Source organism: Cytobacillus sp. SAFR-174, from assembly GCF_051964675.1.
GTDB lineage: Bacteria > Bacillota > Bacilli > Bacillales > Cytobacillaceae > Cytobacillus.
In genome coordinates, this window is the sequence record NZ_JBQCMZ010000004.1 from 107,989 (window position 1) to 123,715 (window position 15,727).

General features: G+C 43.8%; 15 protein-coding genes and 1 pseudogene. 8 read left to right on the top strand and 8 right to left on the bottom strand.

Going from position 1 to position 15,727, the window contains the following annotated elements; genetic code table 11:
- Positions 1-225: 225 nt before the first annotated feature.
- Complete coding sequence (locus tag ACTHRG_RS05850) at positions 226-1,677, top strand: carbon starvation CstA family protein (protein ID WP_076257654.1); 1,452 nt, start codon at positions 226-228, stop codon at positions 1,675-1,677.
- Positions 1,678-1,880: 203 nt separating this feature from the next.
- Entirely contained in the window at positions 1,881-2,801 is a 921-nt protein-coding gene (locus ACTHRG_RS05855; RefSeq protein WP_076257655.1) for a ketopantoate reductase family protein, read from the top strand.
- Between the two features lie 42 nt (positions 2,802-2,843).
- Here ACTHRG_RS05855 and ACTHRG_RS05860 read toward each other — a convergent pair whose 3' ends face one another.
- A complete protein-coding gene (locus tag ACTHRG_RS05860; RefSeq protein WP_076257656.1) occupies positions 2,844-4,670 on the bottom strand; it encodes a M6 family metalloprotease domain-containing protein in 1,827 nt (608 codons plus the stop codon).
- Between the two features lie 218 nt (positions 4,671-4,888).
- Between ACTHRG_RS05860 and ACTHRG_RS05865 the strand changes: the two genes are divergently transcribed.
- The 3 genes from ACTHRG_RS05865 to ACTHRG_RS05875 are packed head-to-tail and all read left to right on the top strand — an operon-like array spanning position 4,889 to position 6,567.
- Positions 4,889-5,077, top strand: a complete 189-nt coding sequence (locus ACTHRG_RS05865; protein WP_076257657.1) for a hypothetical protein — start codon at positions 4,889-4,891, stop codon at positions 5,075-5,077.
- Entirely contained in the window at positions 5,077-5,274 is a 198-nt protein-coding gene (locus tag ACTHRG_RS05870; RefSeq protein WP_048010563.1) for a YwbE family protein, read from the top strand. Before ACTHRG_RS05865 ends, ACTHRG_RS05870 begins: the two co-directional genes overlap by 1 nt.
- Positions 5,275-5,313: 39 nt before the next feature.
- Positions 5,314-6,567, top strand: coding sequence for an ATP-binding protein (locus ACTHRG_RS05875; RefSeq protein WP_076257658.1), 1,254 nt, complete (start codon positions 5,314-5,316; stop codon positions 6,565-6,567).
- A gap of 41 nt (positions 6,568-6,608) precedes the next feature.
- Here ACTHRG_RS05875 and ACTHRG_RS05880 read toward each other — a convergent pair whose 3' ends face one another.
- Both ACTHRG_RS05880 and ACTHRG_RS05885 read right to left on the bottom strand, forming a co-directional pair.
- On the bottom strand, positions 6,609-7,217 hold the full coding sequence (locus tag ACTHRG_RS05880) for an exonuclease domain-containing protein (RefSeq protein ID WP_076257659.1): 609 nt from the start codon (positions 7,215-7,217) through the stop codon (positions 6,609-6,611).
- Positions 7,218-7,287: 70 nt separating this feature from the next.
- Positions 7,288-7,512 carry a hypothetical protein gene (locus ACTHRG_RS05885; protein ID WP_048010560.1) on the bottom strand — a complete coding sequence of 75 codons (225 nt, stop codon included), beginning with the start codon at positions 7,510-7,512 and terminating at the stop codon, positions 7,288-7,290.
- A 106-nt stretch (positions 7,513-7,618) separates the two neighbouring features.
- Here ACTHRG_RS05885 and ACTHRG_RS05890 point away from each other — a divergent pair, with 106 nt between their 5' ends.
- Both ACTHRG_RS05890 and ACTHRG_RS05895 read left to right on the top strand, forming a co-directional pair.
- Positions 7,619-8,347 (top strand): DUF3784 domain-containing protein, encoded by a 729-nt coding sequence (locus ACTHRG_RS05890; RefSeq protein WP_440230847.1) that lies wholly within the window; start codon positions 7,619-7,621, stop codon positions 8,345-8,347.
- Between the two features lie 69 nt (positions 8,348-8,416).
- Entirely contained in the window at positions 8,417-9,373 is a 957-nt protein-coding gene (locus ACTHRG_RS05895; RefSeq protein WP_076257661.1) for a calcium/sodium antiporter, read from the top strand.
- A gap of 161 nt (positions 9,374-9,534) precedes the next feature.
- Here ACTHRG_RS05895 and ACTHRG_RS05900 read toward each other — a convergent pair whose 3' ends face one another.
- From ACTHRG_RS05900 to ACTHRG_RS05915, 4 genes and pseudogenes are all read right to left on the bottom strand, one after another.
- Complete coding sequence (locus tag ACTHRG_RS05900; RefSeq protein WP_076257662.1) at positions 9,535-11,001, bottom strand: cbb3-type cytochrome c oxidase subunit I; 1,467 nt, start codon at positions 10,999-11,001, stop codon at positions 9,535-9,537.
- Positions 10,994-11,545, bottom strand: coding sequence for a cytochrome c oxidase subunit II (locus ACTHRG_RS05905; protein WP_076257663.1), 552 nt, complete (start codon positions 11,543-11,545; stop codon positions 10,994-10,996). The genes ACTHRG_RS05900 and ACTHRG_RS05905 overlap by 8 nt, the downstream gene beginning before the upstream one ends.
- 135 nt (positions 11,546-11,680) lie before the next feature.
- A pseudogene (locus ACTHRG_RS05910) lies at positions 11,681-12,480 on the bottom strand (GNAT family N-acetyltransferase).
- Positions 12,461-12,943, bottom strand: coding sequence for a DinB family protein (locus tag ACTHRG_RS05915; RefSeq protein WP_076257664.1), 483 nt, complete (start codon positions 12,941-12,943; stop codon positions 12,461-12,463). Before ACTHRG_RS05915 ends, ACTHRG_RS05910 begins: the two are co-directional and overlap by 20 nt.
- A 140-nt stretch (positions 12,944-13,083) precedes the next feature.
- Here ACTHRG_RS05915 and ACTHRG_RS05920 point away from each other — a divergent pair, with 140 nt between their 5' ends.
- The gene (locus tag ACTHRG_RS05920; protein WP_076257665.1) at positions 13,084-14,598 is read left to right on the top strand and encodes a glycine betaine uptake BCCT transporter; all 1,515 of its coding nucleotides are present in this window, start codon (positions 13,084-13,086) and stop codon (positions 14,596-14,598) included.
- Positions 14,599-14,641: 43 nt separating this feature from the next.
- Here the strand turns inward: ACTHRG_RS05920 and ACTHRG_RS05925 are convergent, their stop codons facing one another.
- On the bottom strand, positions 14,642-15,505 hold the full coding sequence (locus tag ACTHRG_RS05925; protein ID WP_076257666.1) for an AraC family transcriptional regulator: 864 nt from the start codon (positions 15,503-15,505) through the stop codon (positions 14,642-14,644).
- Positions 15,506-15,727 lie beyond the last annotated feature (222 nt).

The following is a 15,727-nucleotide window of genomic DNA, read 5'->3' on the forward strand; positions in this document are numbered from 1 at the left end:
GTTGTACTGACCTCGAGGTTAATTGCACTTGATCTAAAATATGTACCCCACCCTCTTTCCAATCATAATATAGTGAATTTTCAAACGAACTTCCGTTTTTCCATGCATCTTAATCTCCCTTCATTGCCTTTTAATCTTCATTTTTTACATCTTGGACACAAATTGTTCAAATTTTCTCCTTCTTTTATATAATTAATGTAAACGCATTCATAAAGGGGGATAAATATGATTACTTTTTTAGCCTGTATTGCACTTTTAATTGTAGGTTATTTTACGTACGGCAAGTTTGTTGAAAAAGTCTTCGGTGTGAAGGAGGCACGTACAACACCTGCCTATACACATGCTGACGGTGTGGATTACATCGCTATGAGCACACCTAAGAACTCGTTAATCCAGCTGTTGAATATTGCTGGCACCGGACCGATTTTCGGTCCGATCATGGGAGCTCTTTACGGGCCTGTTGCTTTTATCTGGATTGTGGTCGGCTGTATTTTTGCCGGTGCTGTTCATGACTATTTAACAGGAATGATTTCCATCCGCAACCGCGGCGCTCATTTGCCTGAGCTTGCGAGCAAGTTCCTCGGGAAAGTCATGAAGCATGTTGTTAACGCTTTCGCTGTTCTGCTTCTGTTATTGGTTGGTACGGTGTTTGTTACGACTCCGGCTGATCTGCTTTATGTGGTGATGGATCAGAAGGTATCTGTAACCCTCATCATTGCTGCAATTTTCATTTATTACATTTTGGCGACTTTACTGCCTGTTGATAAAATTATTGGCCGCTTATACCCATACTTTGGAGCATTGCTTTTAATCAGTGCACTTGGCGTTGGTATCGGTTTAGTTGCAACCGGAGCTGATATTCCGGAAATTTCTCTGCAGAATTTCCATCCGGCTAACGCACCTATTTTCCCATTGCTGTTCTTCACGATCACTTGCGGTGCTCTTTCCGGCTTCCATGCGACACAGACTCCGATTATCTCCCGTACAACTCAGAATGAGAACCAGGGACGCAAAATTTTCTATGGCATGATGATTGCAGAAGGAATTATCGCGATGATCTGGGCAGCTGCTGCAATGAGCTTGTTTGATGGCTATAACGGATTAAGTGATTTCCTTGCAAACGGCGGTCCGGGAGCAGTCGTCAGTGAAGCTTCCACAATGATGCTTGGTGCAATCGGCGGAACACTTGCTATTCTTGGAGTCGTTGTCCTTCCAATCACTTCTGGAGATACCGCTTTCCGAAGTGCACGAATGATTATTGCTGATTATATTAATTTTGCTCAGAAGAAATTCTCAAGCCGTTTGTGGATCGCTATTCCTTTGTTCGCAGTTTCACTGGCACTTACGCAAATCGACTTTAACATTCTATGGAGATACTTCAGCTGGGCTAACCAATCAACAGCAGTTATCGCACTGTTTGTCGGTGCCATGTACTTGTATATCGCAAAGAAAAATTACTGGATTTCACTTATTCCGGGTACTTTCATGCTGCTGATGGTCTTAACGTATATCTTAAATGCACCTATCGGATTCGGTTTATCCTGGAATACTGCCTGGATTGGCGGTGCAATCGGCACAGTTGTTCTTGTAGCCCTGTTCTTCTCTGCTGCTAAAAAAGCGCGGGCGAATAATCTGCCGCTTGAAGAGGATATTTCCGGCTGGAAAAGATCTGCTTAATGGGCTGCTGTAATCCCAAATACCGGGAAGCAGTAAATGAGGAAGAGAAGAGAATAAATGCGAAAGGTGAAGCTTCTCTCTCTCTTTCTGTTAAATTACTTTTTGGCGTGATATCCATATTCGGGATATTCTTCTATTTTATTTAGCAAAAAGTGCACGTGCATGCGTGCACTTTTCCATTTAACCAAAGGAGGCACTATAGTATGAGAATATTAATAGTCGGAGCCGGAGCCATTGGAGGCTATTTTGGCGGAAGGCTTTTGGAAAAAGGCATGGATGTTACATTTTTGGTAAGGGAGAAAAGAAAGCAGCAGCTTGAGAAATATGGGCTGCGCGTGGAAAGTGTTCATGGGGAGATGGCGTTTCCTGGGCCGAAAACGATTCAGGCTGGAGAAGAGGCAGATTCATTCGACGTCATCCTGCTCTCTACCAAAGCTTATCATCTTGCGGGAGCCATCAGGGATATCCGTCCATACACAGACAGTAATACTATGATTCTTCCTCTCTTAAATGGAATTGCCCATATGGATCAGCTGACAGCTGCTTTTCGAGAAGAGAATGTTCTCGGGGGACTTTGCTTTATTGAAACCACTCTTGGTGAAAATGGGAAAGTGGTTCATACCAGCCCTGTCCATGACTTGGTTTTCGGGGAGCGTTCCGGCGAAAAAACGGAACGGATTCTGAAGCTTCATGAAGCTTTTTCAGGAACAAAAGCAAACCTCCGTCTCTCTGAAAATATAGAACAGGAGATGTGGCATAAGTACCTGTTTATCTCCACGCTTTCCGGTGTCACCTCCCTGTTCCGCTCACCAATCGGACCGATTCGTGAGCAGGCATTCGGGATGGATTCGGTTAAAGAGGTTCTAAAAGAGGCATCTGCCATAATGAGAGGGCTGGGTGCTCCACTGGCTGAAGGGATTGAAGAAACCCAGGTGAGCAAAATACGTGAAATGGGTTATGAAATGAAATCCTCCCTGCAGCGAGATATGGAAAAAGGGCAGGCAATTGAAGCTGATCACTTCTTTGGCTATTTGCTGGAGAAAGCTGACATACTGGATCTGAGTGCACCTGTTATCGGTGCCATATATGCTAATTTGAAAGTATATGAGAAAAATAGTCTTTAAATAAAAATCCGAGCAGGCCATTCTGCTCGGATTTTTATTCTATTATTTTGTACTGCTGTTCGAATTATAGAAGAATTTCGCTGTGATAGATCCATCCGCATTTTCTTTAATGTCTGTTACATGGATTCCGGAGTCAGCCGGGGTTGAGCTGTTGCCCTTCCAGAAATAGTAAGAGCCTGTGTGTACATTTTCTGATACAGGTGTGATTTTGCTTCCTGATTTGAAGAAATCGCCTGCATCCCCGCGGTTTAGATTTTTCTCTAAGTCATACTTGCCATCAGCCTGTAGAACAGATAAGCCGTAGTGCGTTACGACTGTTCCGTCACTAGCTGTTTCCGATTGGTTGTACTGGAAGCGTTTGTTCATCCAGTTTTCCACATTGTTTGGACGGAAGCCGGCTGTCTGGTACAGGTTGATGATGTTCTCATCTACATGCCACGCCACTAAGCCTTTAGCGTCTTCACCCTGGCGGATAAATCCTTTATTAAAGCCATCCTGCTGAACGTTTTCAAATAGGAAGTATTCAGTGCCGTTTGAGCCTGGCACTTCCATTTTGACAATGCCGTTGTCAGCATCTGCTTTATTGATTGCAGGCAATGTGATTTCCTGCACGCCATCTTCCGGTTTCACTTCAACCGGATTTACCCATCCTAAGAAAATCTTAGAGAACGGATCAAAATGTGCCGGAGAGTTTCCGCCATATTCAGGTTTATTCGGATAGCGCAGCCATGATCCGCCTGCCATCATAGAATAGTTTCCTACCCCTTCAGAGCTATAAACCGTATCATAAAAGTCAGGTAATCCCAATGCATGTCCAAATTCATGGGCATAGACCCCAGTTTGTGCCGGGAATGGACCTGTTTTTGCTTCTTCTTTATAAGTGTTTGTGGCAGTATCAAATCCGGCAACGTTTCCGCCGATTCCCGGCTGGATGTTGTAATTGTTTACGAGTACGCCATCATAGGTCATATCTTCTTTAACTGTTTTGTCAATCCATGCTTCTTCAGGCATTCCTTCTGTTACTGGTGCCGGCTGGCCAGTTTCATAGTATTTGCCATAGTAAAGGGCGCTCAGAATATTCCACTTATGAGACCAGAATTGTGCCGGATCACGGCTGAATTCAGCCCCTGTTCCTTCATGAATGACGAAAATGTTAGGCACTTCCCCATTCTCGGCATATTTTGAGAAATCAACCTGATCGTCTGCTGCTTTCAGCAAGTCACGAATGAATTCGCCTGTATGGGCATCACCATTCACATTCCCATTTACATATTTACCGTCTTCAGCATATTTACCTTCCTGATCCAGATAGTAGGAAGCACCTTTTGGCATCTCCACCCAGACAAACTCTGTATTTTCCTTGCGGACAAGGTTCGTTTTTCCATAGCTGGATTCTTTATAAGCGTTTTGCATCGTGCGGTCCTTTGGAACATCAGGTCCATCATATTTCTGGAATTGAGGAAGCTCATAAGGATTATATTCTGTCCCAAAGATTAAATCCTCATAATATTTAGCCGGAACTTGTCCAGGCATATCTCCAACCGGCTCATCACCTTCCGGATACTTTGCCAGAAGAACCAGAACTGGAATATCCCCTTTCGCCTCCTTATATGCAACATGATTGTCGCCAGGCTGCTGGAATTTTGCTCCCGCCTTGGCTGCTTTCTCAGCCGGATCCGCCTTTGACAGATCGATTCCCAGCTCCTTCGCTTTTGCAGTAAGTTCCGGAGACGCACCGACATGATGTGCAAGATTGATTTGATACTTGCTTTCCTGCTTAGCCTGAGTATCTGCAGGCCCTGCTCCTGCAAAAACGGCACTTCCTGCCAGAGCAAGGGTTAAAGCTGAAGTTGATAGAACTTTTAACAATATACTCACTCCCTATAATCTATTTCTGTATTCTAAATATTATAAAATATTCAGTATTTTCTAAATAGGAGGAAAGCATGGTTTCCTATAGAATTTCGTGATACTAAAGACTTATTTTTCAGAAAAGTTACAGGTGAAAAGATTATTTCTCTGAGAAATTTCCTTTAACAGGTTAATGATTTATAATAGAGGGATATGTAAATAAAGGAGACTATAACATGACTCATATAGAAGATAATTCACCAAAAAAAATCAGCCTTAAAGAAGCAATGAAACAGCAGCTTATGAATAAAAAGCAGGGTCAGTCAGGCGGAACGTTCAATAATGCCCCCGTCAAATCCACGAAAGCGCTGAAAAGCCAGCAGACTAAGAAGACCAATAATCAGCGGAAACGGACAGGTGTGTAATGGAAGGTCAGAATCGCGCTGCCATAGCGCCAGGATTAAAGGTGAAGATCGTTCTTAAAAAAGATCAGCGGACAGGTGCGCTGACAGAAGGAATCGTGAAAGACATTTTAACGAAGTCCCCTTCCCATCCGCATGGCATTAAAGTAAGGCTTGAAGACGGACAGGTTGGCCGGGTAAAACAAATCCTGCGCCCATAAGGAGCGGCCTTTTAATTTGATAACTCACGGAGGAGACTATTGGTTACACTGATTAAACCTTTACTGGTAAATATAACGATACTATTTTCATTTACGTTTAACGGAAATTTGCTTTTTCCCTATCAGACAAAGGCCCCCCTTACCTTTAAGCAAAAATTGATTTACGGCCTGCTTGGCTCATTCGGGGCACTTCTGTGTATGTTTTACCCCATTGAAACACTGGGGGAAACCCATTTTGATTTGCGCATGGTCGCGATCATGATTGTGACACTGTATGTGGGGTGGCTGCCGGGATCCATTGTGATGCTGAGTACCGTCATTGCCCGCTATGTAATAGGCGGCCAGTTTATTTATATTGGAATTTTGGTTTCTATATTGTCTTTTGTGATTACATTTTCCTTAAGAAGAGTGTTCCTTAATTCTAAACACCGGTTGATAACAGGTTCATTTATTCTCTTTTTTTATTTTTACTTATATATAGCCATTCTTGCGACAGCCGTCATGTTTCTGGACACCTTTTTTTATCTGACCTATTTCGCGGCGTTTTATCTGACATTTATTGCTCTTGTTTTTATAATCGAGAGTCTTTTCAGAACGAATAAACAGATCAGTGAAATGGTATATATGGATAAGCTTACAATGGTCGGCCAGCTGGCAGCTTCGATTGCCCATGAAATTAGAAACCCTTTATCCACTGTGAGGGGCTTCATTCAATATTTGAGCCATGATACGGCGGATGAGAACTTTAAAAAGTTCTCCCCTCTCATAATTGAAGAACTGGATCGCACAAACAGCATCATTACCAACTATCTTAAAGTTTCAAAGCCCGAACAGTTCCAACTGGCTAATGTCCCCCTTCATGAGGTGATTCAGGATTGCGTCCTGCTCATGAGGCCGCTTGCCTCTTATTCAAATGTAGTGATTGAGTACGGAAATAAAGGGCCATTTTATGTGAGGGGTGATGAAGACCACCTAAAACAGGCCCTCATGAATATAATCAAGAATGGAATTGAATCGGTTCAGGAAAAAGGAAAAATCTCTATCATTACTTCTGCTGATTATTTTCATAATACCGTTAAATTGACAATTACGGATAATGGACGGGGCATGACCTCCGAGCAGTTGGAAAATATCGGTTTGCCTTTCTACACAACGAAAACAAAGGGTACAGGCCTGGGGAGCATGGTTACGAACAAAATCATCCGTGAAATGCAGGGAACGATAGAATATGATAGCGAAATCGGCAAGGGGACGACAGTGAACATCATACTGCCTTTGCTGAAAAATGAATAAGAAAAAGAGTGCCCAAGTGCACTCTTTTTCTGTATAGACTTTTAGCCAAGCCGGCCCTGGGCTGCTGGCTGGTATTTTCTCATTGGGCCTTTTGCAAGAACATCACGCATATAGTAGTCACCGGCCGGATTTGTTTTTCTCAGCAGTTCTAAGAGGTATGTAATATCATCCATGGCGCGGTGTGTCTGGCTGTCTGCGATCCGGTGGGATTGAATAAGCGTCAGCAGCCTGCTGTCTGTAAAGCCGTATTCTTTCCAAGGAACACTTCTCATGGTGCAGTACCATTTTAATTCGTTAATATCTTCAGGATACATCCGGTATAAAAAGCTGCGGTCAAAGGATGCATTATGAGCGAAAACCGAATCAGCGTGAAAGAAGTATTTTTTTATTTTGATATCATCAAAGCTTTTTCCGATGACAGCTTCATAAGGAATCCCATGGACTCTGAATGCACGGCTGTAATTGTTTTTGGCCGATTTGCTGATGGGTTCCCGAAGGAAGGAGGATTTATCCTTTATATCAAGAATCTCCCCTGTGTCGGCACGGTATGAAAATAGCTTTAATGCCAGTTCGATGATTTCATCGGAATTTGGTCCTAGCCCCGTTGTCTCCACATCCAGCAGCAATCCCATCTTTTCCTGGTTTATCATAGCCTGCCTCCTCTATTGATTATAAATTAAGCATATAATAGAGGAGTGCTTATTGCCAGCGGAACCGCTCCTAGATCTTTTTATCGTTTTTCAAGCGGTCCACATAATCCGCATGATAATTCTGATGCATGTATTCACGGTTTTTCATGGAATAGAAATATCCTGTTGAAAGAGACAGAAATGCGAACAGAAAGCCTACCCCAAAGCCGAAGTTGTGGTAGCCCATGACAATGCTGACAACGGTAGTGATCAAGAGCGCTACTAATATATAGAATAAAATGTTTTTGTTTTTCAAGGGTGTGCCTCCTCTTATTTGAAACTAAAAAGCTGTCTTATTATTATACCAAAACCGAAACAAAACGGCCGCTTTATCCGTAAAGAATAACAAGGAGGTTTTTGCCATGATTGGACTTGTCATTACACAGATTTCTGTGATTCTGCTCTTCCTGATTCTGGGGTGGGCTGTACGATTCAAAAAAGCTTACTGGCTCATTTCCGGATTCGCCTCGCGGCCGGAGATTGAACAAGAACAATTAATTAACAGCGGTTATCCGCAAAAAACCGGCAGCCTGCTCATTGGCACCGCTGTCGGAATGCTGGTGCTTCTGCCATTGACGTTTACAGGATTCAGATTTGCTGTGGAAGTGCAATTCGGTTTTATGCTGGTGGTTTTGCTTGGGGGATTCATTTATTTATCCAGATATGAAGTGCCGGCCAAAAGAAAACGAAGTTATATCATCGCTCTCATTCTTTTTATTGTGACGCTTGTCCCCCTCATTTACCTGACTCTCTCCAGCCATAAAGGCTATGAAATGGCATTAGCAAAGGATTCATTTGAAATCTCCGGGATGTACGGAGACGAATGGGATTATCGGGATATTCAGTCTGTTCAATTATTGGAGGAGATGCCTGAGGTTACCTGGAAGCAGAATGGAATCGGCCTCCCCACCCTTTCACAGGGGCATTTTAAAGTGACTGGCTATGGCAGCAGCTTATTATTCATACAGAAAGGCCATACGCCGATCCTGTACATTGAACTTAAAGAAGATCAAATCTTTGTGAACAGCAAAGTTTCCGCAGAAACTGAAAGCTGGTACAAAGTTATGAAAGAAGAAGCGGATATCAAATGAAGCCGCAACGGCTTTTGTTTGAATCCATAATTGGGTAATCATAGTAAAAACAGGAGGTGACTCGTTAAGGTGTCATATTTACTTTTAATTATTGGATTTTTTTTATTGATTGCAGGGGCAAACTTTTTTGTGGATGGCGCTTCAAAAATTGCGGGGTTCCTAAAGATTTCCCCGCTGCTGGTCGGGCTGACAATCGTTGCATTTGGAACGAGTTCACCTGAAGCCACTGTCAGCATTCTGGCTGCGCTGGATGGAAATGCCGATGTTGCTATAGGAAATGTTGTCGGCAGCAATATCTTTAATATCACGCTGGTGGTCGGTGTAACCGCCATGATTTTCCCTTTAAAAGTCGAAAGTGCAACCATCCGCAAGGAGATTCCCTTCACATTGCTTGCAACAGCCGCACTTATGATTTTTATAAGTGATGCATATCTTGACTCTATCAGCAGCAATGTGGTTTCACGCAGTGATGGTCTTGTGCTGCTGCTCATATTTGCTGTATTCATGTACTACTTATTTGAAGTGGCCCGGGAGAGCCGAAGAAGCACAGAGTCTGCTCGTGTCAAAGCAAGTGCTGCCCAATGGACAAAGCAAAGTCTTTTGACGATTGCCGGATTGGCTGCCATTATTTTTGGCGGTGACCTGGTTGTTAAAAGCAGTACAGAAATTGCCTTTTCATTGGGGATGAGTGAAACATTGGTCGGCTTAACGATTGTTGCCATCGGAACTTCTCTGCCGGAGCTGGTGACATCTGTCGCCGCAGCCATAAAAAAAGAGAGTGAAATTGCTTTAGGAAATATCGTAGGAAGCAATATCTTTAACATCCTTTTCGTCCTTGGGGCATCGGCTTCTATATCTCCACTTCCTGTAGACCCTAAAATGTTCATCGATATTACAATCTTAATTTTAATTACATTCGTGCTCCTTATTTTTTCAAGAAGCCATTATGCCATTGGAAAATATGAAGGGGGTTTTCTTGCAGCCTCTTACATTATGTATTTGATCTATATCATAACGCGGAATTAATTACAGTGCCGGTCCTTTTGGGTCTGCGCTTTTTTTAAGCGGATGTTGTTTCTGAAAAATACTGCTGCTTCTCCACCTTTGCCGCTGCCGGCAGACATAAAGAGATGAATGCCCATACCACAAAAAAACCCCGGAGGAAAATTCTCCAGAGTCTTTAATTATCAGCCAGCAGCTGAGTTTTTGTTGTATGGAACTTTCGTGCCAACATTTCTTAACCCGGCAAAAAATCTTGCGGTGAAGATGATCGCAGCCAGAACGATAAAGATTCCGCTGACGGCGCCAACCTGGTCGGACAGCACCCATTGCGGCAGGTGCTCTGCCCATCTTCTTGGTGCACTGATCCCGCCGGCATAAAGGAAAGAGCCCACCAGACCTGTAAAAAACGCAAAATAGAGCGCGATGGTGAATGTGTCGATTCCCCTGTGCTGCTGATTGCCTTCGGTTTTATTGAAATAATACATAAATCCGATAATCATAGCGACTACCCCCATTCCCATATATGTATGGAAATGTCCAGGAACCCATTTCGTATTATGCATCACATGATTGACAACAATGGTGGCATCAATGATGGCCGGAATGGCTCCGGCCACCCATCCGAACATGGAAAGAAAAAACAGGCTTGAGGCAAAGTCCCACTTCATCCGCGAGCGGTAGACAATCATAAGCGCACCGTAGGCCGTAACGACCATAACGGGCAAGCCGTTAGCATAGGAAAACACCTGCCCGATGATGAGCATCCATTTTGGCACCGCAAAGTCCATCAGCAGATGGTGCGTATAAATCATTAAGGTAAAAAGTGTGGAGCAGTTCCAAGCAATTAAGAAGACTTTGTTAGCTTTCCACGGCCGTTTTGTATATTCTGAAAGGACCTCATAGACTGCAATAACAGCCATATAGATGGTGCAGTTTGCAAAGATATGGCCAAACGCATAGGTAAGATGCTTGGCAAGCAGCGGGTCTATCGTAATGGCCGGATTGATAATATTCACCAATGATGCGGCCAGCACCGTGGCACCTGCCAGCAGTGCAGTCGAGTTAGTGATGATAACCATGGCCGTCGCCACGACAGCAGCAGGCGGCCCGTATCCTTTCTTCCCTCTGAAAATAATATCCCATCCGAGCGCCTTTCCGAGGCCCCCATAAACTGCTGTCAGCCTTGCAGCCAGGTACATGTACAGAAGCAAAAAGCCAATGCCGAGAATCAGCATGCCTGATAAGAAGAATACTGCCCCTGCTGCCCCGTACATTTTGGCTGACTGGGCAGGAAGCGGATATAAGAACGTCCATCCATCTGAAAAGTCAAAGACAAAAATAGCGATGAGGACCATCATGACTCCGGTTAAAAAAAGGACGAAGTTTACAATGAGAATGGCTGGGTTAAGCTTTACGTATTTAGACAGGAAGTACCATAGAATGGCCGTTCCGCCCAATGCCGCGATGCCAACCATACCTGTACCGTGTGCAGTCATGATTTTATAAAACCATTGCGGTGTAATGCTGATCATTTCCCCCTGATTCATCAGCATAATAACCCCAAAGATCATCATAAGAATTAAAACAAGTGCCGTCACTGCCAGATGCCAAATCACTGCTTTCCTAGCTAAAGGGTGAATCGCTTCATTCATCAGATGCTCCCCCTTCCGGTTCGACGACAATTTCTTTGACCATCACATGATGGCCGGTTGAACAGTATTCAAGACATAGAATCTGATAAGTTCCAGGCTCTTCAAAGGTATAGTAAACGGTATTTGTATATTCAGGCATGGCCTGAGTCTGTGCGACGAGCTCCATTTTTTCATTGTATAAGCCGAAACCATGGGTAACATCCGAGGCTGTCACATCAAATTGAACTTTATCCCCAACCTTAAACCTTTCCTCACTCATCTCCCACGCGTATTGGATTCCGGTTACCTTCACTATCTTCGTTTCACTAAAACCTTCCGCTTCGGCCTGATTGCGGTCATACGGCAGCCTGCCAAGCGTCATAACAGTAGCAAAAGCCATAATGGCAATAAGTCCGAGAAAATAGAATTTCCTGATTTTATATCCTTTTTCCTGAATGGCACTATATTCACCGCTGCGCCTGGATTCACCGTAAACAAACGCAAAAGCAAGCGCCAGCAGAAAAACAAAGAAAACAGTCGCATACATGGCGATAAGCTGATACATTTCTACCCCTCCCAAAAAATATTCAACAATCCCCAAACCCTATTTTATGGAAGCTTAAAAATTAATTCGGTGATATATGTCCTATTTAACGATTTTTTTAAAAAAATTTCCTCACAAAAAAAATGCCCTGGATTTTCAGGACATTTTCTTATCAATCGTGTACATCATCCAAAAACCTGTATCTTCAAAACCGATACGTTTATAGATAGCGCCTGCTGCCGGGTATCATAAAACAGGCACAGCTCTTTATTTTCCGAAAGGAGCTGGCGGCAGAGCTTGACCATGCACTGAGTGGCAAACCCCATCTTCTTGAATTCACTTTTTGTTGCTACACCTACAACCATGGCTGAAAGGGAATTTTCAGCTGTCGTTGAAGCAGTGCTGACCATCATCCCATCCTCTTTGATAAAAAAGGAACGCGATGAGCCATCCTTTAGCCCCCTGCGCTTTCGTTCAACAGTAATGGCGGAATCGCTGAATTCCGGAATGCTGTTCAGAAGCTCAACAAGCTGTTCTGCATCATCAGGAACAGCCTGGCACACTGCTGATACTTCAACACCTTCTGCATTTAACTTTGTACATTTTGCATAATAGGTTTCCCGCTTTCTTTTTATGCGGTGTGATACATAAGGTTCAATTTCCGCCGTTACAGCTTTTAGGCCGGACATCATTCCAAACTTCGGGTCCTCAAGCATTATCTCCGCAAATCCCTTGGCGTTAAAGTCTCCTGCTGTATATGGGATGAAATTTTCTTCATATTTCAATAAAACTGCCTTTAATTTGCCATCTTCCCCAAAGTCCCCCCATACTTTTTGAAATTCCTGTTCATAGCCGTATGCTTCAATATCTCCAATAATGAACAGATTCTCAGCCGGCTGCTGTTTTAAAAGACTGAAACACATTTCATGATCTTGTTCAGTAAGTTGTCTGATCATATTTAATTAATCTCCTTCCGATCAAATTGGCTGATACAGGCGGGAGATTCAGGTCCCTTGCCCAGACTGACAGCTGTCCAATATGATGGATTTCATGGGCAATGACATGGTTCAGGATATCTCCCTTTTTATACTGCTTCTCCATCCATGGCGGTGTAACAAACTCATTGTATGGAATTGGCCATTCCTCCTGAAAAAAGTGTTCTAACCCCCTGCGGTATTCTTCAGAAAGTGCCATTACTTTATCCAATTGGGCATAGTCGGAAAACAGAGGATCCTTCACTTCCTTGCCCTGTATCACACAAATCCAGCTGTATTCTACATCTGCGATATGAAAGAGGGTTTCCAGAATGCCTCCAACTCCTCCAGTCCGGTTGGCATTCAGCTCTTCGGCTGAGAGCTGACGGCACCATTCAAACCACTCATCACGCACTTGCCAGTTATATCGGAATAATGTCAGCAATTTCACTTACCTCCTTGTCCGGATACCTTTGAATTTCGTCAGCATATGGGAATTTCCTGCAAATTTATTTTTCAGCCGCATAATTACTTGCCATATATTTAATCCTAAAGGAAGCAGCATGAGAAGAAAGGGGATTGCATGTGAAGAAAAACTTAATGGTTTTCTATATATCGGCCGCCATTTTATTATTGCTTGTTTTATTCGGTGTTTTTGTCCCGGATTCACTGGAGAGTGTGACAGCAAATGTACAGGCCTTTATCACCGATAAATTCGGCTGGTATTATTTGATCCTTGTTTCGTTTATTGTCATAGTTTGTTTATATTTTTTAATCAGCCCTTTAGGAAGAATCAAGCTTGGGAAGCAGGATGATAAACCGGAATTTACCCGTCCTACCTGGTTTGCGATGCTGTTCAGCGCGGGGATGGGAATCGGGCTGGTTTTCTGGGGTTCAGCAGAACCGATTTATCACTATGCAGTAGGGTCTCCAACCGGAGGTTCAGTGGGGACGGACGAGGCGATTAAGAATGCGATGAGATATACGTACTTCCATTGGGGCATACATGCCTGGGCCATCTATGGAATTGTCGCACTTGTGCTGGCTTATTTTAATTTCCGTCATGGGGAACCTGGCCTGATCAGTGCCACGTTAAAGCCCATATTGGGAGACCGTACACAGGGGGTTACAGGAAAAGTCATTGATATTCTTTCAGTGGTAGCGACCGTTATCGGTGTGGCAACAACACTTGGGTTTGGAGCAGTGCAGATTAACGGAGGATTGTCATATCTATACGGCCTTCCTGTAAATTTCACCGTACAGTTTGTGATTGTCGCGATTGTTACAGTCCTGTTTATTCTCTCGGCCCTGTCCGGTCTTGGAAAGGGCATCAAGATTTTGAGCAATGCCAATATGTTTTTGGCAGCAGTTTTGTTTCTCTTGACCTTCTTTCTTGGACCTTCTTTATTTATATTGAACCTGTTCACCAATACGCTTGGAAGCTACCTTCAATATTTGCCGGGCATGAGCCTCAGGATTGCTCCTCTGAATCCGGAGGTCAGGGAGTGGATCAATGGCTGGACAATTTTTTACTGGGCCTGGTGGATTGCCTGGGCGCCGTTCGTTGGCATATTCATTGCCCGTGTTTCCAAAGGAAGAACCATCCGGGAATTTGTCTTTGGGGTCCTGCTTATTCCGTCTCTAATTGGATTTATTTGGTTTGCCGCATTCGGGGGAACCGCCATTATGCAGGAGCACCAGGGCACAGCGAAAATCTCGGAATTGGCTACTGAAGAAGCACTCTTTGGCGTATTCTCTAACCTTCCGATGGGTACAGTCCTGTCAATCATCGCCATTTTGCTCATTTGCACGTTCTTTATTACTTCGGCCGACTCCGGCACCTATGTATTAGGAATGATGACGACAAATGGTTCGCACCATCCCGGCAACAAGATAAAACTAGTGTGGGGAATATTGCTTGCTGCCATTTCTTTGGTCCTGCTTTATTCCGGCGGACTGCAGGCTCTGCAGAATACAATGATTGCAGCAGCTCTTCCCTTTTCCGTTATTATGGCTTTAATGACCTTCAGTCTGATCAAGGCTCTCCAGAAAGAAGCCAAGGAGCTTGGGATTGGGAAGATTCCGAAGAAGAAAGTGTAGATGCAAAAACCTGCAGATCTGGCATCTGCAGGTTTTTTGATGGTTATTTTACCGGAATCCAGATCTCTGAATAATAATCCGGATCGGATGCATCACCTGCTGTATAGACTTCCAGTTCAGGTGCAGCAACATGTTCATAGCCGCTTGATGGAAACCATTCCGAGAAGATTTTTTTCCAGGTGTTTTGCATGGCATGCGGCATGGCGCCATGTACTTCGAACACCGCCCATTTGGAGGCCGGGACTTGCAGGGTGTCAAAGCTGTCAGGCTTTTCACCTTCAAAGCTTGCGGCAATCCAGTAATCCATGCTCTCAGGCTTCTGGCTGCGGTTATCCACACACACGCCGAGAATACCTTTGATATCCCCATTATTCAGCTTGAACAGCTTATCGGAGGTGCCGTTACTGTTTACTTCATCCCACAATTTCGGGATACCGGCCAGATTTTCTTCATTGACCAAAGAGAACTCCTTTTTGATGCCAGCGACTTGAAAAGCTTCTTTTTCGACAATGGCATATTGCATTGGTTCTGCCCCTTTCAGACTAACCTGGATTACCAGGCGGTTATAGGATTTCAGCTTTCCGGAAAAGTTTCTGGCTTCCGTCGGGTTCATGCCATGCTGTCTGCGGAAAGCCTTTGTAAAAGCTTCAGGAGTGTCATAGCCATATTTATAGGCGAGGTCAATCACTTTGAGATCTGTACAAACCAGGTCCTGTGCAGCGAACGTTAATCTTCTGCCCCGGATATATTCGCCCACCGGCATATCTGTCAGAATGGCAAACATGCGCTGAAAATGAAATATGGAGGAGTTCGCCGCTTCCGCTGCTCTCTGAACTGAAAAATCCTCATCCAGCAAATGCTCCTCTATATAATCAATAGCCTTCTGCAGCGATTCAATCCATGACATTACTGATCACTCCCTTATGTATATCCTATCTATATCTCTTCTTGGCTTCCTGTCATTTTTTGCTTTGTTTTGGCAGGCGATAATAATGAATTCTTATTTCAGGCGGAGAATACCTGCTGAAAGGGGAATTTTAGATGCGGTTTTTAATGGTCAGTCTCTGCATTATTTCGGCGATTCAAAAGATCATATAAAGTGAAACTTCAATCAGTGGGGGTTTTCCTT